The following is a 17,848-nucleotide window of genomic DNA, read 5'->3' on the forward strand; positions in this document are numbered from 1 at the left end:
GGTGTGGGGCGGGCGCTATCCGCTGCGTGCAGACCTGTATCCCTTTTCTGCAGGTGCGCTTTTTTGCTGTAAGGGGAGGTGGGCGCAATCGCGAGTTGGCTGCGCGCGAGGAGTCAGGTGTCGGGGTGTTCGGCGCGCAGTTCGTCGATCATCCGCAAGCAGTGGCTGAGCCCCGCCGACACATCGCCCACCCGCCGGCTGATGATGATCGGCGAGGTGGCGTTGGTTTCCAGCAGCGGGCTGAAGCCGATGTCGTCGCGGTGCAGCAATTGCACCGAGGCCGGCACCAGGGTGATGCCGATGCCGGCGCCCACCAGGCCGATGGCGGTCTGCAGTTCGTTGGTCCACTGCACGATGCGGATGTTCAGGCCGTGGGTGTTGAACAGCGCGATCACATGGTCGGCGTAGCTCGGGCGCGGGTTGCCGGGGTAGAGCACGAAAGGCTCGTCGGCCAGTTGCGCGAGGCTCACCGGCTGGCCGATCAGCGGATGGCCGGCGGGCAGGGCGGCCACCAGGCGATCCTCGGTCTGCACCTTCTGCACGATGGCCGGGTCGTCGATGCGGATCCGCCCGAAGCCGATATCGATGCGCCCGGCCTTGAGCGCTTCCACCTGCTGCAGGGTGGTCATTTCCGACAGCCCCAGTTCCAGGGCCAGGGGCTCGTGGCTGCGCAGGCGGCGGATCAGTTCCGGCAGCAGGCCGTACAGGGTCGAGGGGGCAAAGCCGATGCCGAGCCAGGTCTTTTCGCCGTGGCCGATGCGCCGGGTGTTGTCGCAGACCTTGGCCAGTTGCTCCAGCAGCACGCTGGAATGCTCATAGAAAAAGCGCCCGGCTTCGGTCAGGCGCAACGGCCGGCCGCGCTCCAGCAACAACACCCCGAGTTCTTCTTCCAGTTGCTGGATCTGCCGGCTCAGGGGCGGCTGGGCGATGTGCAGGCGCTCGGCGGCCTTGGTGAAGTTGAGGGTCTGGCCCAGCACCTGGAAGTAACGCAGATGACGCAGTTCCATAAGGCCTCCGCGGGCAAAGGTTGGATACCTTCAAGGTATCGAGCCAGACCAATTCTATATTGGAACCCCGGAAAAAGCCGTACGAGAATCGGTTCCATAACTTCAAGAACCTGATGGGTATGGAAATGCTTTCAAGTGCCATTGAATCGATCGAAACGATCATTGTCGATCTGCCCACCATCCGCCCGCACAAGCTGGCGATGCACACCATGCAGAACCAGACCCTGGTGCTGATCCGCCTGCGCTGCGCCGACGGCATCGAAGGCCTGGGCGAAGCCACCACCATCGGCGGCCTGGCCTATGGCAATGAAAGCCCGGACAGCATCAAGACCAATATCGACCGCTTCTTCACGCCGCTGCTGCTCGGCCAGGACAGCGCCAATATCAATGCCGCCATGCAGCGCCTGGAGCGCAGCATTCGCGGCAACACCTTCGCCAAATCCGGCATCGAAAGCGCCTTGCTCGACGCCCAGGGCAAACGCCTGGGGCTGCCGGTCAGCGAACTGCTCGGCGGCCGGGTGCGCGACGCCTTGCCGGTGGCCTGGACCCTGGCCAGCGGCGACACCGCCAAGGACATTGCCGAAGCGCAAAAGATGCTCGACCTGCGCCGCCACCGCATCTTCAAGCTGAAGATCGGCGCCGGCGAGGTGGACCGCGACCTGGCCCACGTGATCGCGATCAAGAAGGCCCTGGGCGACCGCGCCAGCGTGCGGGTCGACGTCAACCAGGCCTGGGACGAAGCGGTGGCGGTGCGTGCCTGCCGGGTGCTGGGCGGCAACGGCATCGACCTGATCGAACAGCCGATCTCGCGCAACAACCGCGCCGGCATGGTGCGCCTGAACGCCATCAGCCCGGCGCCGATCATGGCCGACGAATCCATCGAATGCGTGGAAGACGCCTTCAACCTGGCCCGCGAAGGCGCGGCCTCGGTGTTCGCCCTGAAGATCGCCAAGAACGGCGGCCCGCGCGCGGTACTGCGCACCGCGGCGATCGCCGAGGCGGCGGGTATCGGCCTGTACGGCGGCACCATGCTCGAAGGCGGTATCGGCACCCTGGCGTCGGCCCATGCCTTCCTGACCCTCAATACCTTGAGCTGGGACACTGAGCTGTTCGGTCCGCTGCTGCTGACCGAGGACATCCTCGCCGAGCCGCCGCTGTACCGCGATTTCCAGCTGCACGTATCCCGGGCGCCGGGCCTCGGCCTGAGCCTGGACGAGGAGCGCCTGGCGTTCTTCCGCCGCGACCAAGCCTGAACAGCCATTCATCACGTCTTAAGGAGAGCACCATGCTGTTCCACGTCAAAATGACCGTGAACCTGCCGGTCGACATGAACCCCGAGCGCGCCGCCCAGCTCAAGGCCGACGAAAAGGCCCTGGCCCAGCGCCTGCAGGAGCAGGGCAAGTGGCGGCACCTGTGGCGCATCGCCGGCCTGTATGCCAACTACAGCGTGTTCGACGTCGACAGCGTGCAGGAACTGCACGACCTGCTGATGCAACTGCCGCTGTACCCGTACATGGCTATCGAAGTGAACGCGCTGTGCAGGCATCCTTCGTCCATTCGTGCGGATGACCGCTGAGCCCGCGCCAGCCTGCTCCACACTCTAATAAATACAAGATGAGGAATAACCATGAACGTCCGAATTTCCCACACTGCCAGCGCCCAGAAATTTCTCGAAGAAGTCAGCGGCCAGTTCAACGATCAGGGCAACCCACGCACTAAGGCCCTGGTGTACCGCATCCTGCGTGACACGGTGAACATCATCGAAGACCTCGATGTGACCCCGGAAGAATTCTGGAAGGCGGTCAACTACCTCAACGTGCTCGGCGCGCGCCAGGAAGCCGGGCTGCTGGTGGCCGGACTGGGCCTGGAGCACTACCTGGACCTGCTGATGGACGCCGCCGACGAACAGGCCGGCAAGACCGGCGGCACCCCGCGTACCATCGAAGGCCCGCTGTACGTGGCCGGCGCGCCGCTGAGCCAGGGTGAAGCGCGCCTCGACGATGGCGTCGATCCGGGCGTGGTGCTGTTCATGCAGGGCCAGGTGCGCAACACCGCCGGCGAACCGTTGGCCGGGGCCATAGTCGATGTCTGGCACGCCAACACCGGCGGCACCTATTCCTACTTCGACACCACCCAGTCCGAGTTCAACCTGCGTCGACGCATCGTCACCGATGCCGAAGGCCGCTACCGTTTCCGCAGCATCGTGCCTTCGGGCTACGGCTGCCCACCGGACGGTCCGACCCAGCAGTTGCTCGACCAGCTGGGCCGCCACGGCCAGCGTCCGGCGCATATCCACTTCTTCATCTCGGCCGATGACCACCGTCACCTGACCACCCAGATCAACCTCGATGGCGACGAATACCTGCACGACGATTTCGCCTACGCCACCCGTGACGAACTGATCGCCAAGATTACCTTCAGCGACGATCAGCAGCGTGCGGCGCAATACGGGGTCAGCGGGCGTTTCGCCGAGATCGACTTCGACTTCACCCTGCAGTCGTCGGCCCAGCCCGAGGAGCAGCAACGCCTGGAGCGGGTGCGAGCGCTGGAGGACTGACAGCGCGGCAGATCCCGATTCGGGGCCACGGGATAACGTGAGTGATCCCGTGGTTTTTGCCGTTGTGAGCCGTGGTCGAAGTCTTGCGTGATGGGCCAGCGGTGGCGAACGATCACCGCCCGGCAATAACAGTCCCATTAATAAGAACCCCAATAACAAAAACGGGGAGTGACCCGCTTATGGAAACGCGTCTGTTGAGTGAGCGCAGCCGGGTATTCGCCCAGGCCGATCCCTACGCTGTGTCCGGCTATGTCAACCAGCATGTGGGCAGCCACTGCATCCGTTTGCCCAAGGCCGGCAGCCCCCAGGCCAGCCTCAATCATCGGCAGTTCGCCAGCCTCGACCTGTGCTCGATCAGCTACGGCGGCAGCGTGCGCGTCACCTCGCCGGCGCTGGAAACCATCTACCACCTGCAAGTGTTGCTGCGCGGCCACTGCCTGTGGCGCGGCCATCGCCAGGAGCATTACTTCGCCCCCGGCGAGCTACTGCTGATCAACCCTGACGATCCGGTGGACCTGACCTACTCCGACGATTGCGAGAAATTCATCATCAAGGTGCCCACCCGCCTGCTGGAGTCGGTGTGCGATGAGCAGCGCTGGCTGTATCCGGGGCAGGGCGTGCGCTTTGTGGGCAACCGCTACCAGCTGGATGAGCTGGAAGGTTTTATCAACCTGCTGAACGTGGTCTGCCGCGAGGCCGAAGCCGCCGAATGCATCCCCCGGGTGCAGGAGCATTACGCGCAGATCGTCGCGAGCAAGATGCTCAGCCTGATGAAGACCAACATCCGGCGGGTGGGCCTGGGCTCGTCGTCGGCGACCTTCGAGGCCATCGCCGACTACATCGAGCGCAACCTCAAGCAGGACATCGGCTGCGAAGAGCTGGCGCAACAGGCGCAGATGAGCCTGCGTTCGCTGTATGCGCTGTTCGAGCGCAACGCCCGCACCACGCCCATGCGCTACATCCGCCAGAAGAAACTCGAGCGGATCCACGCCTGCCTGCGCGACCCCGGCTGTAACGTGCGCAACATCACCGAACTGGCCATGGACTTCGGTTTCCTGCACCTGGGACGCTTCTCGGAAAGCTACCGCAAACAGTTCGGCGAACTGCCTTCCGACACCCTCAGACGCCGGCATTGACCCGCCCATGCTTCTGTAGGAACGGCCGGTCGACGTTCGATTGCCGGCGATGGCGAACGACGCGCAGGCGTCTGATCCGACGCCATCGCGAGCAAGCTTCGCTCCTACAGAAGCCGTGCCCGCCGCGTCATTCCTGATTCTTCATACGGCTGTAGGACTTGCCCTACAAAACTCTGCAGAAAACGGATAGTGGTCTGCACGCAACGGATATTGCCCCCGCACACCCCGCCCTAGCATGAGCCTTGCCTGAATAAAAACAATGGAGGCGGCGGCCATGACCCTGCGACCCGAATACCTTCACTCCCTGCTTGAAGAAGACCGTGACCGGGGCGTCTACCGCTGCAAGCGGGAGATGTTCACCGACCCCCGGTTGTTCGACCTGGAAATGCAGCACATCTTCGAGGGCAACTGGCTGTACCTCGCCCACGAGAGCCAGATCCCCAACAACAACGACTACTACACCACCACCATGGGCCGGCAGTCGGTGTTCATCGCGCGCAACAAGGACGGCGAACTCAATGCCTTCCTCAATGCCTGCAGCCACCGTGGCGCCATGCTCTGCCGGCACAAGACCGGCAACAAGTCGTCCTACACCTGCCCGTTCCACGGCTGGACCTTCAACAACTCCGGCAAGCTGCTCAAGGTCAAGGACCCGGCCGCCGCGGGCTACCCGTCGAGCTTCAACTGCGAAGGTTCCCACGACCTGACCAGGGTCGCGCGCTTCGAGTCCTATCGCGGCTTCCTGTTCGGCAGTCTCAACCCCGACGTACTGCCCCTGGTGGAGCACCTGGGCGAGTCGGCGAAGATCATCGACATGATCGTCGACCAGTCCGCCGACGGCCTGGAAGTGCTGCGCGGTTCCTCGAGCTACATCTACGAAGGCAACTGGAAACTCACCGCGGAAAACGGTGCCGACGGCTACCACGTAAGCTCGGTGCACTGGAACTACGCGGCCACCCAGAGCCAGCGCAAGCAGCGCGAAGCCGGGGAAGAGATCAAGACCATGAGCGCCGGCAGCTGGGCCAAGCAGGGCGGCGGTTTCTATTCCTTCGACAAGGGCCACATGCTGCTCTGGACCCGCTGGTCCAACCCCGAGGACCGCCCGCTCTACGAGCGTCGCGATGAGCTGGCCCGGGACTTCGGCCAGGCTCGCGCCGACTGGATGATCGAGAACTCGCGCAACCTGTGCCTGTACCCCAACGTCTACCTGATGGACCAATTCAGCTCGCAGATCCGCATCGCCCGGCCGATCTCGGTGGACCGCACCGAGATCACCATCTACTGCATCGCGCCCAGGGGCGAAAGCGACGAAGCCCGGGCCATGCGCATCCGCCAGTACGAGGACTTCTTCAACGTCAGCGGCATGGCCACCCCGGACGACCTGGAGGAATTCCGTTCCTGCCAGATGGGCTATCAGGGCTGCAACAGCGCCTGGAACGACATGTCCCGCGGTGCCGAACACTGGGTCGAGGGCGCGGACGACGCGGCCCGGGAAATCGACCTGCAACCGATCCTCAGCGGCGTGCGTACCGAAGACGAAGGCCTGTTCGTGATGCAGCACAAGTACTGGCAGCAAACCATGCTCGAGGCGGTGGCCGCCGAAGCCGCGCGAACCATTGCCGTGGAGGCTGTGTGATGAGCATTTCCCATGACACCGTGCGCGATTTTCTCTACCGCGAAGCGCGCTACCTGGACGACAAGGACTGGGACAGCTGGCTGGAACTCTATGCCGCCGACGCGACCTTCTGGATGCCGTCCTGGGACGACAACGACGAACTCACCGAAGACCCGCAGCGGGAAATCTCGCTGATCTGGTACGGCAGCCGCTGCGGCCTGGAAGACCGGGTGTTCCGGATCAAGACCGAGCGCTCCAGCGCGAGCATTCCCGACACCCGCACCTCGCACAACCTGAGCAACATCGAGCTGCTGGAGCAGGCCGACGGCCTGTGCAAGGTGCGCTTCAACTGGCACACCCTGAGCTTTCGCTACAAGACCGTCGACAGCTACTTCGGCACCAGCTTCTACACCCTCGATGTGCGCGGCGAGACCCCGCGGATCCTGGCCAAGAAAGTCATCCTGAAGAACGATTACGTTCGTCAGGTCGTCGATGTCTACCACCTCTGAGGCGACCGCCATGACTCATCACATCGCACTCAATTTCGAAGACGGGGTGACCCGCTTCGTCGCCGCCAACGCCGGCGAAACCGTGGCCGATGCCGCCTACCGCCAGGGCATCAATATCCCCCTGGACTGTCGCGACGGCGCCTGCGGCACCTGCAAGTGTTTCGCCGAAGCCGGGCGCTACGACCTGGGCGAGGAATACATCGACGACGCGCTGACCGCGGCTGAAGCCGAGCAGGGCTTCGTGCTGACCTGCCAGATGCGCGCCTTGAGCGACTGCGTGGTGCGGGTGCCGGCTTCGTCGCAGGTTTGCCGCACGGCCCAGGCCACCTTCGACGCCACCATCAGCGCGGTGCGCCAGCTGTCCGACAGCACCATCGCCCTGTCGATCAAGGGCGAGGCCCTGAGCAAGCTGGCGTTTCTGCCGGGGCAATACGTCAACCTCGGCGTGCCCGGCAGCGAGCAGACTCGCGCCTATTCCTTCAGCTCGCTGCAGCGCGACGGCGAGGTCAGCTTCCTGATCCGCAACGTGCCGGGCGGCCTGATGAGCAGCTTCCTCACCGGCCTGGCGAAAGCCGGCGACCCCATGAGCCTGGCCGGGCCCCTGGGCAGCTTCTACCTGCGCGATATTCGCCGGCCGCTGTTGCTGCTGGCCGGGGGCACCGGGCTGGCGCCGTTCACCGCGATGCTGGAGAAGATCGCCGAGCAGGGCAGCGGGCATCCGCTGCACCTGATCTACGGGGTGACCAACGATTTCGACCTGGTGGAAATGGATCGCCTGGAAGCCTTCGCCGCGCGCATTCCCAACTTCAGCTTCAGCGCCTGCGTGGCCAACCCCGAGAGTCGCCACCCGCTCAAGGGCTACGTGACCCAGCATATCGAGCCCAGGCACCTGAACGACGGCGATGTGGATGTGTACCTGTGCGGCCCGCCGCCGATGGTCGAGGCGGTGAGCCAGTTCATTCGCGAGCAGGGCATCGCCCCGGCCAATTTCTACTACGAAAAATTCGCCGCCAGCGCGGCCTGACAGCCCCCGCGCCCTATGTAGGAGCGAGGCTTGCCCGCGATGGCGATAGTGGGGCAACGCTGACCTTTCAGCCTGTCGGCTGATCGCGGGCAAGCCTCGCTCCTACAGATGAAGGGTGGTGGTGCGTCGGTACATTGGCATGAGGTTTTGAGATGAGCAGATTCGAGGAAAAAGTCGCCCTGGTCACCGGGGCGGCGCAGGGCATTGGCCGGCGGGTCGCCGAGCGCCTGGCCGAGGAGGGGGCGCGGCTGGTGCTGGTGGATCGCTCCGAGCTGGTGTTCGAGTTGCAGGCCGAGCTGGCCCCCAGGTTCGAGGTGCTGGCGCTGACCGCCGACCTTGAACAGTACGCCGAATGCAGCCGGGCGATGGCCGCGGCCGTCGAGCGTTTCGGGCGTATCGACGTGCTGGTCAACAACGTCGGCGGCACCATCTGGGCCAAGCCGTTCGAGCACTATGCAGAGCAGCAGATCGAAGCCGAAGTGCGTCGTTCGCTGTTTCCCACCTTGTGGTGCTGCCACGCGGCGCTGCCGTACATGCTGGAGCAGGGCAGCGGCGCCATCGTCAATGTGTCGTCCATCGCCACCCGCAGCATCAACCGCGTGCCCTATGGCGCGGCCAAGGGCGGGGTGAATGCCCTGACCGCCTGCCTGGCGTTCGAGACCGCCGGGCGCGGGGTGCGGGTCAACGCCACGGCCCCCGGCGGCACCGAAGCGCCGCCACGGCGCATTCCGCGCAACAGCGCCGAGCAGAGCGCCGAGGAGCAGGTCTGGTACCGGCAGATCGTCGACCAGACCGTCGACAGCACCCTGATGAAACGCTACGGCACCATCGACGAGCAGGCCGCGGCGATCCTGTTCCTGGCCTCCGACGAGGCGTCCTACATCACCGGCCTGGTCATGCCGGTAGGCGGTGGCGACCAGGGCTGAAGTGTCAGGCGTCATTGAAAATTGCACCCTGACCGTAGGAGCGAGGCTTGCCCGCGATCGGAGCGCTGCGGTGTGTCAGGCCGGACGCCATCGCGAGCAAGCTTCGCTCCTACAGAAAAGCTGCGCAAACGCACATCCGGTTTCTCATAAAACAACAACAAGAGTCAGATGCCATGCGAAACATAGACAGCAACCAATTGATCGACGGGGCACGCTTCAATGCCTTTCACTGGCGCGTGCTGTTCTGGTGCGCGCTGATCATCATCTTCGACGGCTACGACCTGGTGATCTACGGCGTGGTGCTGCCGGTGCTGATGCAGGAGTGGGGCCTGAGCCCGCTGCAGGCCGGGGCGCTGGGCAGTTATGCGCTGTTCGGCATGATGTTCGGCGCGCTGTTTTTCGGCACGCTGTCGGAGCGCATCGGCTGCAAGAAAGTCATCGCCATCTGCGTGGTGCTGTTCAGCGGTTTCACCCTGCTCAACGGCTTCACCACCACGCCCACCCAGTTCGGCATCTGCCGCTTTATCGCCGGCCTCGGCATCGGCGGGGTGATGCCCAACGTGGTGGCGCTGATGAACGAATACGCGCCGAAGAAAATCCGCAGCACCCTGGTGGCGATCATGCTCAGCGGCTACTCGGTGGGCGGTACGCTGTCCGCCGGCCTGGGCATCGTGCTGCTGCCGAATTTCGGCTGGCAGGCGGTGTTCTATGTGGCGGCGATTCCGTTGTTGCTGCTGCCGCTGATTCTCAGGTTCCTGCCCGAATCCCTGGGCTTCCTGCTGCGCCAGGGCCGGGACGACGAAGCGCGCCAGGTGCTGCAATGGGTCGAGCCGGGCTTCGTCGCGCAACCCGGCGACTCGTTCGTCAAGGCCAACCTCAAGACCGCCGGCGCGCCGGTGGTGCAGCTGTTCCGCGAAGGCCGGGCGCTGGGCACCCTGATGCTCTGGGTGGTGTTCTTCTGCTGCCTGCTGATGGTCTACGCGCTCAACTCCTGGCTGCCCAAGCTGATGGCCAGCGCCGGTTACAGCCTGGGCTCGAGCCTGATGTTCCTGCTGGTGCTGAACCTCGGGGCGATTTTCGGCGCCGTGGGCGGCGGCTGGATCGGCGATCGCCTGAAGCTGCAAAAGGTCCTGGTGGCGTTTTTTATCGTGGCCGCGGTGTCCATCAGCCTGCTCGGCTTCAAGAGCCCGCACGGGTTGCTGTACGCCCTGATCGCGATTGCCGGGGCCACCACCATCGGCACGCAGATCCTGGCCTTCGCCTGTGTCGCCCAGTTCTATCCGGTGACGATCCGCTCCACCGGCATTGGCTGGGCCTCGGGGATCGGCCGCAGCGGGGCCATTGTCGGGCCGCTGCTGGGCGGTGCCTTGGTGAGCATCGAGCTGCCGCTGCACTATAACTTCATGGCCTTTGCCATTCCGGGGGCGGTGGCGGCGCTGGCGATGTGCTTCGTCTACCCGCGGCCCGCCAAGGCGCTGCCGGTCAGCCAGGCCAGCGCGCCGTCCCTGTAGCTGGGGCCATGACCGGTGCGGGCGCCCAGGTGCCGGCACCGGTGGTTCAGTCATGCCATGCCTCAGGGCTTCGGGGCTTGCATGCAGCCGTTGATCGAGGAATTCTCATTGTCGGCGCTGGTGGCCGGGTTTATCGCCACGCTGATTTCCTATGCCGGGCCGCTGGTGATCATCTTCCAGGCGGCCCTGGCCGGGCTCGCCCTGAGCAGCGCCATGACCGTACCGCGGGATCGCGAGGCGGCGTTGATCACCTTCCTGGTGACGGCGTCGGGCATGTCGCTGTTCGGTTTGTCGGCGGCCTTCTGGGGGCTGCTGTTTGGCCTGGTGGTCCATGGCGTGCTGACCCTGCGTCGTCCGCAGGGGCTACCGGTGGCGGGGGAGGCACAGGCGCGTAATTGACAGTGCGGCGGCACTGGCCATGTATCGAAAACCTTGCACAGGTCAATCACCTCCGGCAAGGCCAGGGGCTGCGGGGGTGCCGTTCGCTGCTGCTGAAATGAACGCGCAAGTCCTTGGAAAACTATGGGTTTTTCGATACAACCCTTACCCATTCTTTACCTTTGCGCGGTGCTCAATGTCGCGCGGGCACTGTCTGAAACGACGAGAAACTTGTGGTTCTCGTCCTGAAAGAGAGTGAAGCGATGATATTGAGTCGAGTTGCAAAAGTGGCGGTAGTGATCGCCTTGTTGTCGTCCCTGTCGGGCTGCTGGATGTTCTTCCCGCCGGGCGGCGGCGGTGGCGGGCATGGCGGCGGTGGCGGTGGCCCGCATGGCGGTTTTGGCGGAGGTCCCGGCGGTGGCGGTCCACGCTGACCACGACTGACCTGCTTTTGTAGGAGCCAGGCTTGCCGGCGATCGAGGCGCCGCGGTGTATCAGGCCGGACGCCATCGCGGGTAAGCGACTGGTCGGATACGCCGTCGCGAACCCTTTCTTGAGCCTGGGGCGCAAACCCCAGCACCTATACTCAATCCAGGCATGGTCGTGTGGTATCCGGTTGAAGCCTGCCCCGTCGTGAGCGGGTGGCCGTGGTCGACGCTGTGCGAGGGTTGCCATCTTGTACTTGCGTGCGCTGATCGTCGTGATGCTGCTGGTGCTGGCCGGATGCGCCGCGACCCAGCGTGTCCGCGAGGCGGTGGCGCCGGTGGTGGTGCCGGCCAGCACCTGGCGCCAGGTGGACCGGGAGATCGCCGAGGCTTCGCAGCAGGCGGTGATCCAGGTCAAGGTCTTTGCCCGCGGCTCCATGGAGCACTGGCGGGTGCGGGTCTATGCCGTTACCGAGGAAACCTTTATCCCCTGGTTCAGCAGTTACTGGACCCAGGAATGGATGGCCATGAAAGTCAGTTGGTACAGCCTCACCGCCGGCGACGAGCAGGACGCGGCGGCGACGCGGCTGGCGGAGTACCTCAAGGAGCAGTATCAGGAACAGGTGCTGGCACCGGTGGCGGTGGAGATCGACCCGGATGCGATTCTCAACCAGGCCACGGAGTTCTATATCGAGCTGCTGGACAAGCAGGTGCAGGTTATCGCCCAGCGTTATCGGTTGCCGGCCAAGCAGCTCGATCAACGGCTCAATGGCATCCAGGCGATTCGCCTGGGGCCGCCGCCGGCGCGCGATGCGTCGTTGTATCAGGTGTTGCATGCCAAGCCCCTGACTACGCTGCCGGCCTACTCGGCGCTGTACCAGCAGATCCATAGCGCGCCGGCGGGCACCGGCGAGGTGTCGTCCGAGGCCGGGATTGTCTCGGTGGCCAGGCAGGCCAGCGAAAAATTCGAAGCGCAGATGGCCGGCCGTGGCATTGCCGGCGCCGCGTCGGCGGTGGCCGGCAAGGTCGCCGGCGCGGTGATCTCCCTGGGCGCCGCGGGGTTTCGCGCGATTGCCCATGAGAGCGACCGGGCCGAGACCGAGGCGCAGATTCGCCAGAGCCTGGGCAAGGCGTTCGACCAAGCCTGGTTCAAGCTGTTGAACAACACCGGCAACGGGGTGATGGCCGGGGTGTATTACCTGGCCGGGCATATCGAGGGCGAACTGGGCCAAAGCGCGGTACCGGAGCCCCCGCTGGAGACGGTGCCGGGCACTGTGCATCCGCCCGCGACGCCGGGCCTGAGCGCCCCGCAAACCGGTTGGCAGCCGGAGCCATGAAGCCCGTCGGTCGGTCGATTCAGATTTTTTCGCGCCGACTTGTCGATTGTCGGCGATGCGGATCGACCAGTTCCCAGAGTGACCGACAGCAAGGTCGGGATCCGATGTTCAACCCCAATCAGCAGGAGCAGGATCATGTCTTATGTCGATGGTTGTGTACTGGCGGTACCCACCGCCAACCGCGAGGCCTTCAAGCAGCATGCGCAGGTCGCGGCGAAGGTGTTCAAGGGGTTCGGCGCCTTGAGCGTGGTCGATTGCTGGGGCGACGACGTGCCCGAGGGCAAGCTGACCTCGTTCCCCATGGCGGTCAAGCTCAAGGCGGACGAGACGGTGGTGTTCAGCTGGATCATCTGGCCGTCCCGCGAAGTCCGCGACGCGGGCATGCAAAGAGCCATGGAAGACCCGCGGCTCAAGCCCGACGTCTGCCCGATGCCGTTCGACGGCCAGCGCATGATTTATGGCGGGTTCACGATGCTGCTCAATGCCTGAGGCGTTACCAGCGAAACATCGGCAGCGGCCGCAGCGGCGTACGCAGCAACTGCCGGGCCGAAGCGCGTGCCAGCATCCAGTGAAACCCCTGGTCGGGGTAGCGTGCCTGCACCTCGCGGATAAACGGGCGGGGCAGGCCGAAGTTGAGCAAGCCCAGGGAGACGTCGATCGTGTCGGCCTGCCGGAACGCTTCGACGCTCGCGGCGTGGGCCTGGCGATAAGGGCGCAGTTTGTGATGCTGCTCGATCAGCGCGCTGACTTGCTCAGCCAGCTGTGACTCGCCGCGCTCGGCCAGAAAGGCCCGGGCCAGTTGGATCGACGGCGCCAGGTAGTCGAGAGTGCCGTGGGTCCAGATACCCAGGTCATGAAAGGCCGCGGCGATCTGCACCGCGGAGGACAGCGGCCGGTCCTGCGGATTGAGCGCGGTGTAGAAGCTCAGCACGCGATACACATGATTGCGATAGCCGGGCAGGTCCTTGCCGATCACCGTGGCGAAAGAGGCAAGGATCTGTTCGGTGAGCGAGCATTCGAGAACGACGTCCATGTGGTCTGCTCCGGGTCTGGAAGGGCGACAGTATAGGGCTCGGCGCAGGGCTTGAGGATGCGGGCGTCGCGGCGTACCGGCAGGTCACGGATCGATTCAACGCCAGGAACAAAGGGCGGACCCGATGCTGGCCCGCCCTTTTTTCATTGCGCCGTTCGCTGGCGGTATTCGGTGGTGGTCATTCCGGCGTAGCCCCAGTTGTCGGTGTCGACTTCCTCGATGACGATGTGGGTCAGTTCCGGGGCCTTGTTCAGCACCCGTTGCAGGGTTTCGGTGATCTCGCGGATCACCTGGGCTTTCTGTTCGCGGGTCACGCCGTCACGGGTGATGCGGACGTTGACGAAAGGCATGGCATTACTCCTAAGGAAAAGATGGGGGTTGCAAGGGACGGGAGGTACACCGGCCTCCCGCCGGATTTACCATTTGCCGCTGCTCATGCCGCCGTCCACCGGCAGCACCACGCCGGTGGTGAAGCCGGCGCCGGACAGGTAGAGCACCGCGTCGGCGATTTCCTCGATGCGTCCGACCCGTCCGGCCGGTTGCAGGCCGTCGAGGAAGGCACGGTGCGCCGGGTCGTGCATCGGCGTGTCGATGATCCCCGGGGCCACTGCGTTGACCTGGATATTGAACGGCGACAGCTCCAGGGCCAGGGCGCGGGTCATCTGGTTCACGCCGCCCTTGATCAGCACCGGTAACGCCGCCGGGACCGCCAGGTTCGGTTGCAGCGCGACGCTGGCGCTGATGTTGATGATGTGGCCCCGGCGCCGTTCGATCATGTGCCGCGCGGCGGCCTGGGAGGCGTAGACCACACCCTTGAGGTTGGTCTCCAGCAGGCTGTCCAGCTCCTCGGGGCTGTAGTCGATAAACGCCTTGGGCAGGAAGAAGCCGGCGTTGTTGACCAGCACATCGACCTGGCCGAAACGGTCGATGGCGCGTTCGACCAACTGCGTGGCGGTGGCCGGGTCGGCAATGTCGCCCGCGACCCCAAGAAAACCCTCGCTGTGGCCCAGGGTTTCGGCCGCCGCGGCCAGCCGCTGTGCCGAGCGGGCATTGCCGACCACGTTGTAGCCGCGGGCCAGGTAGGCCTGGGCCAGGCCGAGGCCGATGCCGCTGGAGGCGCCGGTGATGATGACGGTGCTGTTGTGGTTCAGGGTGTGGCTCATGGGGATAGTCCTGTTCTGCGGTGAGAGGGGTTCCAGCGCTGTTGGGCAGAACTATATTTGTGTGCCGAATGCTGATAAACAGCGCTTCAGGTACTTCACTTGATACATGGTGTAATCAATGAGTCGGCAATTCGACGATGTGCTGCTGGGCAGCATCGAGCTGTTCTGCATGGCGGCGGAGATCGGCAGCTTTACCGGCGCGGCGTTGGCGGCCGGGGTCACGCCGGCGGCGGTCAGCCGCTCGGTGTCGCGCCTGGAAGAACGGCTCGGCGTCCGCCTGTTCGTGCGCACCACTCGCAGCATCCGCCTGACCGACGGCGGGCGTGACTATCACCAGCAATGCCGCAGCGCGCTGAACCAGATGCTCGAGGCCGAGCGCCAGTTGACCGGGCAGCAGTTGGCGCCTTCCGGCACCTTGCGCATCAGCCTGCCGACCACCTACGGCCATCTGCGGATCCTGCCGCTGCTGCCGGAGTTTCGCCGGCGCTACCCGCAGATGCGGGTGGAGGTCAACCTGAGCAACCGCAATATCGACTTCGTCGAAGGGGGCTACGACATGGCGATCCGGGTGCGCGCGCAGCCGGATTCCGGGTTGGTCGCGCGGTTGCTGGAGGACGCCGAACTGGTGGTGTTCGCCGCCCCGGATTACCTGGCGCGGGCCGGTACCCCGCAGCGGCTCGACGACCTGGCGCAGCACGAGTGCATCCAGTTCGAGCTGCCCAGCAGCGGCCGGCGCATCGCCTGGCTGTTCAACGGCGTCGACGGCCCCTGCGAAGTGCTCGCCGAGGGGGCCTACGTGTGTTCGGAAGACCTACAGGGGGGCGTGACCTTGGCCAAATACGGCGCCGGCCTGTTCCAGACCTACCGTTTCATGGTCGAGCGCGAGCTGGCCGAGGGTTCCCTGGTGGAGGTGCTGCAGCCTTACGGCGGCCGTTCGCGGCCCTTCAGCCTGCTGTATCCCCACAACCGGCACGTGCCGTTGCGCCTGCGCGCCTTTATCGATTTCCTGCTGGAGAAACAGCAGGGCTGGAAGACCTGAAGCAGGGATGGGCAGCCCGGGATGGATTGGTTAGTATGGCGGCCGGGCTTCCTGGGCGCCCACCTCGCGAAAGCGCAAGCACCTTCAATTCCCGCAAGCACCACGCTTGCATACCCCCTCCGGGCCAATAGCGAGCAGGCCGATTCTCTTGGAGTTGGTATGCCTATCAACAAATCCGTTTCCCGTTCACCCGCCAGTCAGGCCGCCAGCCTGGTACTGCGCGAAGCCAAACGCCTGCATCGCACTGCAACCAGCGGTTCGCTGGCCGGCGCCTTGCCGATCCTGCGGCGCTTGCTGGCGAGCAACAGTTTGCCTGGCCTATCGTTGCCCGAGTTGTATCGGCAGCGCGACAAGGTGCAGCGCAAACACCTGTTGCGCACCCTGGCCAGTGAGGCCGGTTTTGCCCATTGGGAGACCTATCGTCAGGTCCTCGACGAGCTGGCGCCCGAGCAGTTGCAGCATTTTGAACTGGTCTACCGCCAGGCGGGCCATCTCAACTGCTGGTTCTCGTCGCCGGACGAGGCCCGGGAGTATGTGGCCCATCATGGCGGCCGGCTGTTGTGCGTAGGGCAACAGGCGGTGGTGCTGGTGGATCTGCCGGCGGCGTAAGACAGGCACGGCACCCGGGATTTCCCCGAGTGCCGTTTTTTCATTGGCATGCGGCACCTGCGTGTCCCCGTAGGAGCGAGGCTTGCCCGCGATGGCGCCGTCCCTGAGCCACCGCGGCGCCCCGATCGCCGGCAAGTCGGATCGCCGCCCGCTGGCTTCCACAAGACCGCGTCGGCCGCCAACCCCTTTATTTACGTGCCTCGAGAATCAGGTTGAACGGCGTCTCTGCGGCCCGGCGGAACTGGCTGAAGCCGGCTTCGCTGAAGACCTGGCGCAGGCGCGCTTCGCCGGCCTGGGCACCGAGCCCCAGGCCGACTTCCTGGGACAGCGAGTTGGGCGTGCAGATAAAGGTCGAGGCGGCATAGAACAGCCGGCCGACCGGGGTGATGTTCTGGTCCAGTTTATCGTTGGCGAACGGCTCGACCAGCAGCACGCTGCCGTCGTCTTTCAGCGCCTGGAAGGCATGTTGCGCGGCGCCCACCGGGTCGCCCATGTCGTGCAGGCAGTCGAAGAAGCAGATCAGGTCGTAGTCGTTGCCGGGGTAGGTCTTGGCGCTGGCCTGGGAGAACTGCACGCGGCCGGTCACCCCGGCTTCCTCGGCCCGTTGCGTCGCGGTGGCGATGGAGGGCTGGTGGTAGTCGAAGCCGAAAAACCGCGAGGCGGGGAAGGCCTGGGCCATGATCACCGTCGAGGCGCCATGGCCGCAGCCGATGTCGGCCACCTTGGCCCCGGCCTGGAGTTTTTCCACCGCGCCGTCCAGGGCCGGCAGCCACTCGGCCACCAGGTGCGCCCGATAGCCGGGGCGGAAGAAGCGCTCGGTGCCGCTGAACATGCAGGGGTGGTGATCACCCCAGGCCAGGGCGCCGTCGCCGCGCATCGCCGCCAGCAGTTTGTCCTTGTCGTGAAACAGCGCAGAGACCACCACGGCGCCACCGGCCACGTACACCGGCGAGTCCTCGATGGCTAGCGCCAGGGCTTGTTCTTCCGGCAGGCGGAACTGGCCGCCCTGGTGTTCCATGTAGCCGGACGCGGCATGGGCGCTCAGCCATTCGCGCAGCAGCCGCGCGTTGCAGCCGGTCTTGGCGGCCAGCGCCTCGGGGCTGACGAAACGACTGTCGGCCATGGCCCGGTACAGGCCCAGTTCTTCGCCGACAATCATATTGGCGAGCATCGCCGCGCCGCCCATGTCTGACACCAGCTTGCCCATGAAATCGTTGAGCTTGGCTTCGTCCATGGCCTGGTCCTCCGCTGTGAGGGTCACTGCCGCCGACGGCCCGGCAGTGGCCGGATGGAGATACGCGGCGTGCGCGGGGAGGCCATGTCCCGGCGCTGCCGCATGAGCGGGCCTGGCAGGGCCGGCCCGTGTTCTGAAGAGCTGACGCGCGCCTCCCGCGGGGGACGGGGTGCGTGCCTACCGTTCAGGCAGGTGAGGCTGGCCATCGGGCCTGGGCGTCGAACCCGTGGCGGCAGGCGAGGCTGCGCGCGGGTTCCGGGACGCCCGGAGCAAGCGATTGCTGGTCGGTAGATGAGTCAGTTTAGTTGCCCGGCGGGGGCGTCGCGGGGTTGGCCGATGAGGGGG

General features: G+C 65.1%; 19 protein-coding genes and 1 pseudogene. 15 read left to right on the forward strand and 5 right to left on the reverse strand.

The features are described 5' to 3' along the window. Positions 1–113 precede the first annotated feature (113 nt). Positions 114–1,007: a LysR family transcriptional regulator gene (locus AC07Y9_RS31625; RefSeq protein WP_102681477.1), complete on the reverse strand. Its 894-nt coding sequence runs from the start codon at positions 1,005–1,007 to the stop codon at positions 114–116. 125 nt (positions 1,008–1,132) lie between these two features. Between AC07Y9_RS31625 and AC07Y9_RS31630 the strand changes: the two genes are divergently transcribed. The 13 genes and pseudogenes from AC07Y9_RS31630 to AC07Y9_RS31690 all read left to right on the forward strand — a co-directional run bounded on the left by AC07Y9_RS31630 (position 1,133) and on the right by AC07Y9_RS31690 (position 12,914). Next, on the forward strand, positions 1,133–2,260 hold the full coding sequence (locus AC07Y9_RS31630) for a muconate cycloisomerase family protein (RefSeq protein WP_173679825.1): 1,128 nt from the start codon (positions 1,133–1,135) through the stop codon (positions 2,258–2,260). A 32-nt stretch (positions 2,261–2,292) separates the two neighbouring features. Further along, a complete protein-coding gene (gene catC / locus AC07Y9_RS31635; protein WP_007922462.1) occupies positions 2,293–2,583 on the forward strand; it encodes a muconolactone Delta-isomerase in 291 nt (96 codons plus the stop codon). A 51-nt stretch (positions 2,584–2,634) separates the two neighbouring features. Beyond that, positions 2,635–3,564: a catechol 1,2-dioxygenase gene (catA, locus tag AC07Y9_RS31640; RefSeq protein WP_007922461.1), complete on the forward strand. Its 930-nt coding sequence runs from the start codon at positions 2,635–2,637 to the stop codon at positions 3,562–3,564. 179 nt (positions 3,565–3,743) lie between these two features. Next, the gene (locus AC07Y9_RS31645) at positions 3,744–4,700 is read left to right on the forward strand and encodes an AraC family transcriptional regulator (RefSeq protein WP_102681479.1); all 957 of its coding nucleotides are present in this window, start codon (positions 3,744–3,746) and stop codon (positions 4,698–4,700) included. Between the two features lie 274 nt (positions 4,701–4,974). Beyond that, complete coding sequence (benA, locus tag AC07Y9_RS31650; RefSeq protein WP_053262097.1) at positions 4,975–6,336, forward strand: benzoate 1,2-dioxygenase large subunit; 1,362 nt, start codon at positions 4,975–4,977, stop codon at positions 6,334–6,336. After that, positions 6,336–6,824, forward strand: coding sequence for a benzoate 1,2-dioxygenase small subunit (gene benB / locus AC07Y9_RS31655; protein ID WP_007922866.1), 489 nt, complete (start codon positions 6,336–6,338; stop codon positions 6,822–6,824). The genes benA and benB overlap by 1 nt, the downstream gene beginning before the upstream one ends. A 10-nt stretch (positions 6,825–6,834) precedes the next feature. Next, the gene (benC, locus tag AC07Y9_RS31660) at positions 6,835–7,848 is read left to right on the forward strand and encodes a benzoate 1,2-dioxygenase electron transfer component BenC (protein ID WP_102681480.1); all 1,014 of its coding nucleotides are present in this window, start codon (positions 6,835–6,837) and stop codon (positions 7,846–7,848) included. A 152-nt stretch (positions 7,849–8,000) separates the two neighbouring features. Then, entirely contained in the window at positions 8,001–8,774 is a 774-nt protein-coding gene (locus AC07Y9_RS31665) for a 1,6-dihydroxycyclohexa-2,4-diene-1-carboxylate dehydrogenase (RefSeq protein WP_007922861.1), read from the forward strand. 173 nt (positions 8,775–8,947) lie between these two features. Then, positions 8,948–10,285 (forward strand): MFS transporter, encoded by a 1,338-nt coding sequence (locus AC07Y9_RS31670; protein WP_102681481.1) that lies wholly within the window; start codon positions 8,948–8,950, stop codon positions 10,283–10,285. Between the two features lie 117 nt (positions 10,286–10,402). Further along, positions 10,403–10,684: pseudogene (locus tag AC07Y9_RS31675) on the forward strand (benzoate/H(+) symporter BenE family transporter); the annotation flags it as partial. A gap of 242 nt (positions 10,685–10,926) precedes the next feature. Then, the gene (locus AC07Y9_RS31680) at positions 10,927–11,097 is read left to right on the forward strand and encodes a hypothetical protein (protein WP_172963075.1); all 171 of its coding nucleotides are present in this window, start codon (positions 10,927–10,929) and stop codon (positions 11,095–11,097) included. Positions 11,098–11,339: 242 nt separating this feature from the next. Further along, positions 11,340–12,425, forward strand: coding sequence for a hypothetical protein (locus AC07Y9_RS31685; protein WP_053261958.1), 1,086 nt, complete (start codon positions 11,340–11,342; stop codon positions 12,423–12,425). Positions 12,426–12,560: 135 nt separating this feature from the next. Then, positions 12,561–12,914 (forward strand): DUF1428 domain-containing protein, encoded by a 354-nt coding sequence (locus tag AC07Y9_RS31690; protein WP_102681483.1) that lies wholly within the window; start codon positions 12,561–12,563, stop codon positions 12,912–12,914. Positions 12,915–12,918: 4 nt separating this feature from the next. Here the strand turns inward: AC07Y9_RS31690 and AC07Y9_RS31695 are convergent, their stop codons facing one another. The 3 genes from AC07Y9_RS31695 to AC07Y9_RS31705 form a co-directional block, all read right to left on the reverse strand. Continuing rightward, positions 12,919–13,458: a phosphohydrolase gene (locus AC07Y9_RS31695; protein ID WP_102681484.1), complete on the reverse strand. Its 540-nt coding sequence runs from the start codon at positions 13,456–13,458 to the stop codon at positions 12,919–12,921. Between the two features lie 143 nt (positions 13,459–13,601). Further along, positions 13,602–13,808: a tautomerase family protein gene (locus tag AC07Y9_RS31700; protein WP_007922853.1), complete on the reverse strand. Its 207-nt coding sequence runs from the start codon at positions 13,806–13,808 to the stop codon at positions 13,602–13,604. Between the two features lie 66 nt (positions 13,809–13,874). Next, positions 13,875–14,621: an SDR family NAD(P)-dependent oxidoreductase gene (locus AC07Y9_RS31705; RefSeq protein ID WP_053261955.1), complete on the reverse strand. Its 747-nt coding sequence runs from the start codon at positions 14,619–14,621 to the stop codon at positions 13,875–13,877. A gap of 118 nt (positions 14,622–14,739) precedes the next feature. Between AC07Y9_RS31705 and AC07Y9_RS31710 the strand changes: the two genes are divergently transcribed. Beyond that, entirely contained in the window at positions 14,740–15,660 is a 921-nt protein-coding gene (locus AC07Y9_RS31710; protein ID WP_102681485.1) for a LysR family transcriptional regulator, read from the forward strand. A 159-nt stretch (positions 15,661–15,819) separates the two neighbouring features. After that, complete coding sequence (locus AC07Y9_RS31715) at positions 15,820–16,269, forward strand: hypothetical protein (protein WP_102681486.1); 450 nt, start codon at positions 15,820–15,822, stop codon at positions 16,267–16,269. A gap of 187 nt (positions 16,270–16,456) precedes the next feature. Here AC07Y9_RS31715 and AC07Y9_RS31720 read toward each other — a convergent pair whose 3' ends face one another. Beyond that, positions 16,457–17,503: a class I SAM-dependent methyltransferase gene (locus tag AC07Y9_RS31720; protein WP_102681487.1), complete on the reverse strand. Its 1,047-nt coding sequence runs from the start codon at positions 17,501–17,503 to the stop codon at positions 16,457–16,459. Between the last annotated feature and the right edge of the window lie 345 nt (positions 17,504–17,848).

It is taken from the genome of Pseudomonas sp. GW456-L12, from assembly GCF_059424045.1.

What these genes read in the sequence shown, in the direction of transcription:
- AC07Y9_RS31680 (WP_172963075.1), top strand. Translation starts at nt 10,927, where the DNA reads ATGATATTGAGTCGAGTTGCAAAAGTGGCGGTAGTGATCGCCTTGTTG.
- benA (WP_053262097.1), top strand. Translation starts at nt 4,975, where the DNA reads ATGACCCTGCGACCCGAATACCTTCACTCCCTGCTTGAAGAAGACCGT.
- benC (WP_102681480.1), top strand. Translation starts at nt 6,835, where the DNA reads ATGACTCATCACATCGCACTCAATTTCGAAGACGGGGTGACCCGCTTC.
- catC (WP_007922462.1), top strand. Translation starts at nt 2,293, where the DNA reads ATGCTGTTCCACGTCAAAATGACCGTGAACCTGCCGGTCGACATGAAC.
- catA (WP_007922461.1), top strand. Translation starts at nt 2,635, where the DNA reads ATGAACGTCCGAATTTCCCACACTGCCAGCGCCCAGAAATTTCTCGAA.
- AC07Y9_RS31695 (WP_102681484.1), bottom strand. Translation starts at nt 13,458, where the DNA reads ATGGACGTCGTTCTCGAATGCTCGCTCACCGAACAGATCCTTGCCTCT.
- AC07Y9_RS31690 (WP_102681483.1), top strand. Translation starts at nt 12,561, where the DNA reads ATGTCTTATGTCGATGGTTGTGTACTGGCGGTACCCACCGCCAACCGC.
- benB (WP_007922866.1), top strand. Translation starts at nt 6,336, where the DNA reads ATGAGCATTTCCCATGACACCGTGCGCGATTTTCTCTACCGCGAAGCG.
- AC07Y9_RS31665 (WP_007922861.1), top strand. Translation starts at nt 8,001, where the DNA reads ATGAGCAGATTCGAGGAAAAAGTCGCCCTGGTCACCGGGGCGGCGCAG.
- AC07Y9_RS31625 (WP_102681477.1), bottom strand. Translation starts at nt 1,007, where the DNA reads ATGGAACTGCGTCATCTGCGTTACTTCCAGGTGCTGGGCCAGACCCTC.
- AC07Y9_RS31715 (WP_102681486.1), top strand. Translation starts at nt 15,820, where the DNA reads ATGCCTATCAACAAATCCGTTTCCCGTTCACCCGCCAGTCAGGCCGCC.
- AC07Y9_RS31630 (WP_173679825.1), top strand. Translation starts at nt 1,133, where the DNA reads ATGCTTTCAAGTGCCATTGAATCGATCGAAACGATCATTGTCGATCTG.
- AC07Y9_RS31700 (WP_007922853.1), bottom strand. Translation starts at nt 13,808, where the DNA reads ATGCCTTTCGTCAACGTCCGCATCACCCGTGACGGCGTGACCCGCGAA.
- AC07Y9_RS31720 (WP_102681487.1), bottom strand. Translation starts at nt 17,503, where the DNA reads ATGGACGAAGCCAAGCTCAACGATTTCATGGGCAAGCTGGTGTCAGAC.
- AC07Y9_RS31670 (WP_102681481.1), top strand. Translation starts at nt 8,948, where the DNA reads ATGCGAAACATAGACAGCAACCAATTGATCGACGGGGCACGCTTCAAT.
- AC07Y9_RS31710 (WP_102681485.1), top strand. Translation starts at nt 14,740, where the DNA reads ATGAGTCGGCAATTCGACGATGTGCTGCTGGGCAGCATCGAGCTGTTC.
- AC07Y9_RS31705 (WP_053261955.1), bottom strand. Translation starts at nt 14,621, where the DNA reads ATGAGCCACACCCTGAACCACAACAGCACCGTCATCATCACCGGCGCC.
- AC07Y9_RS31645 (WP_102681479.1), top strand. Translation starts at nt 3,744, where the DNA reads ATGGAAACGCGTCTGTTGAGTGAGCGCAGCCGGGTATTCGCCCAGGCC.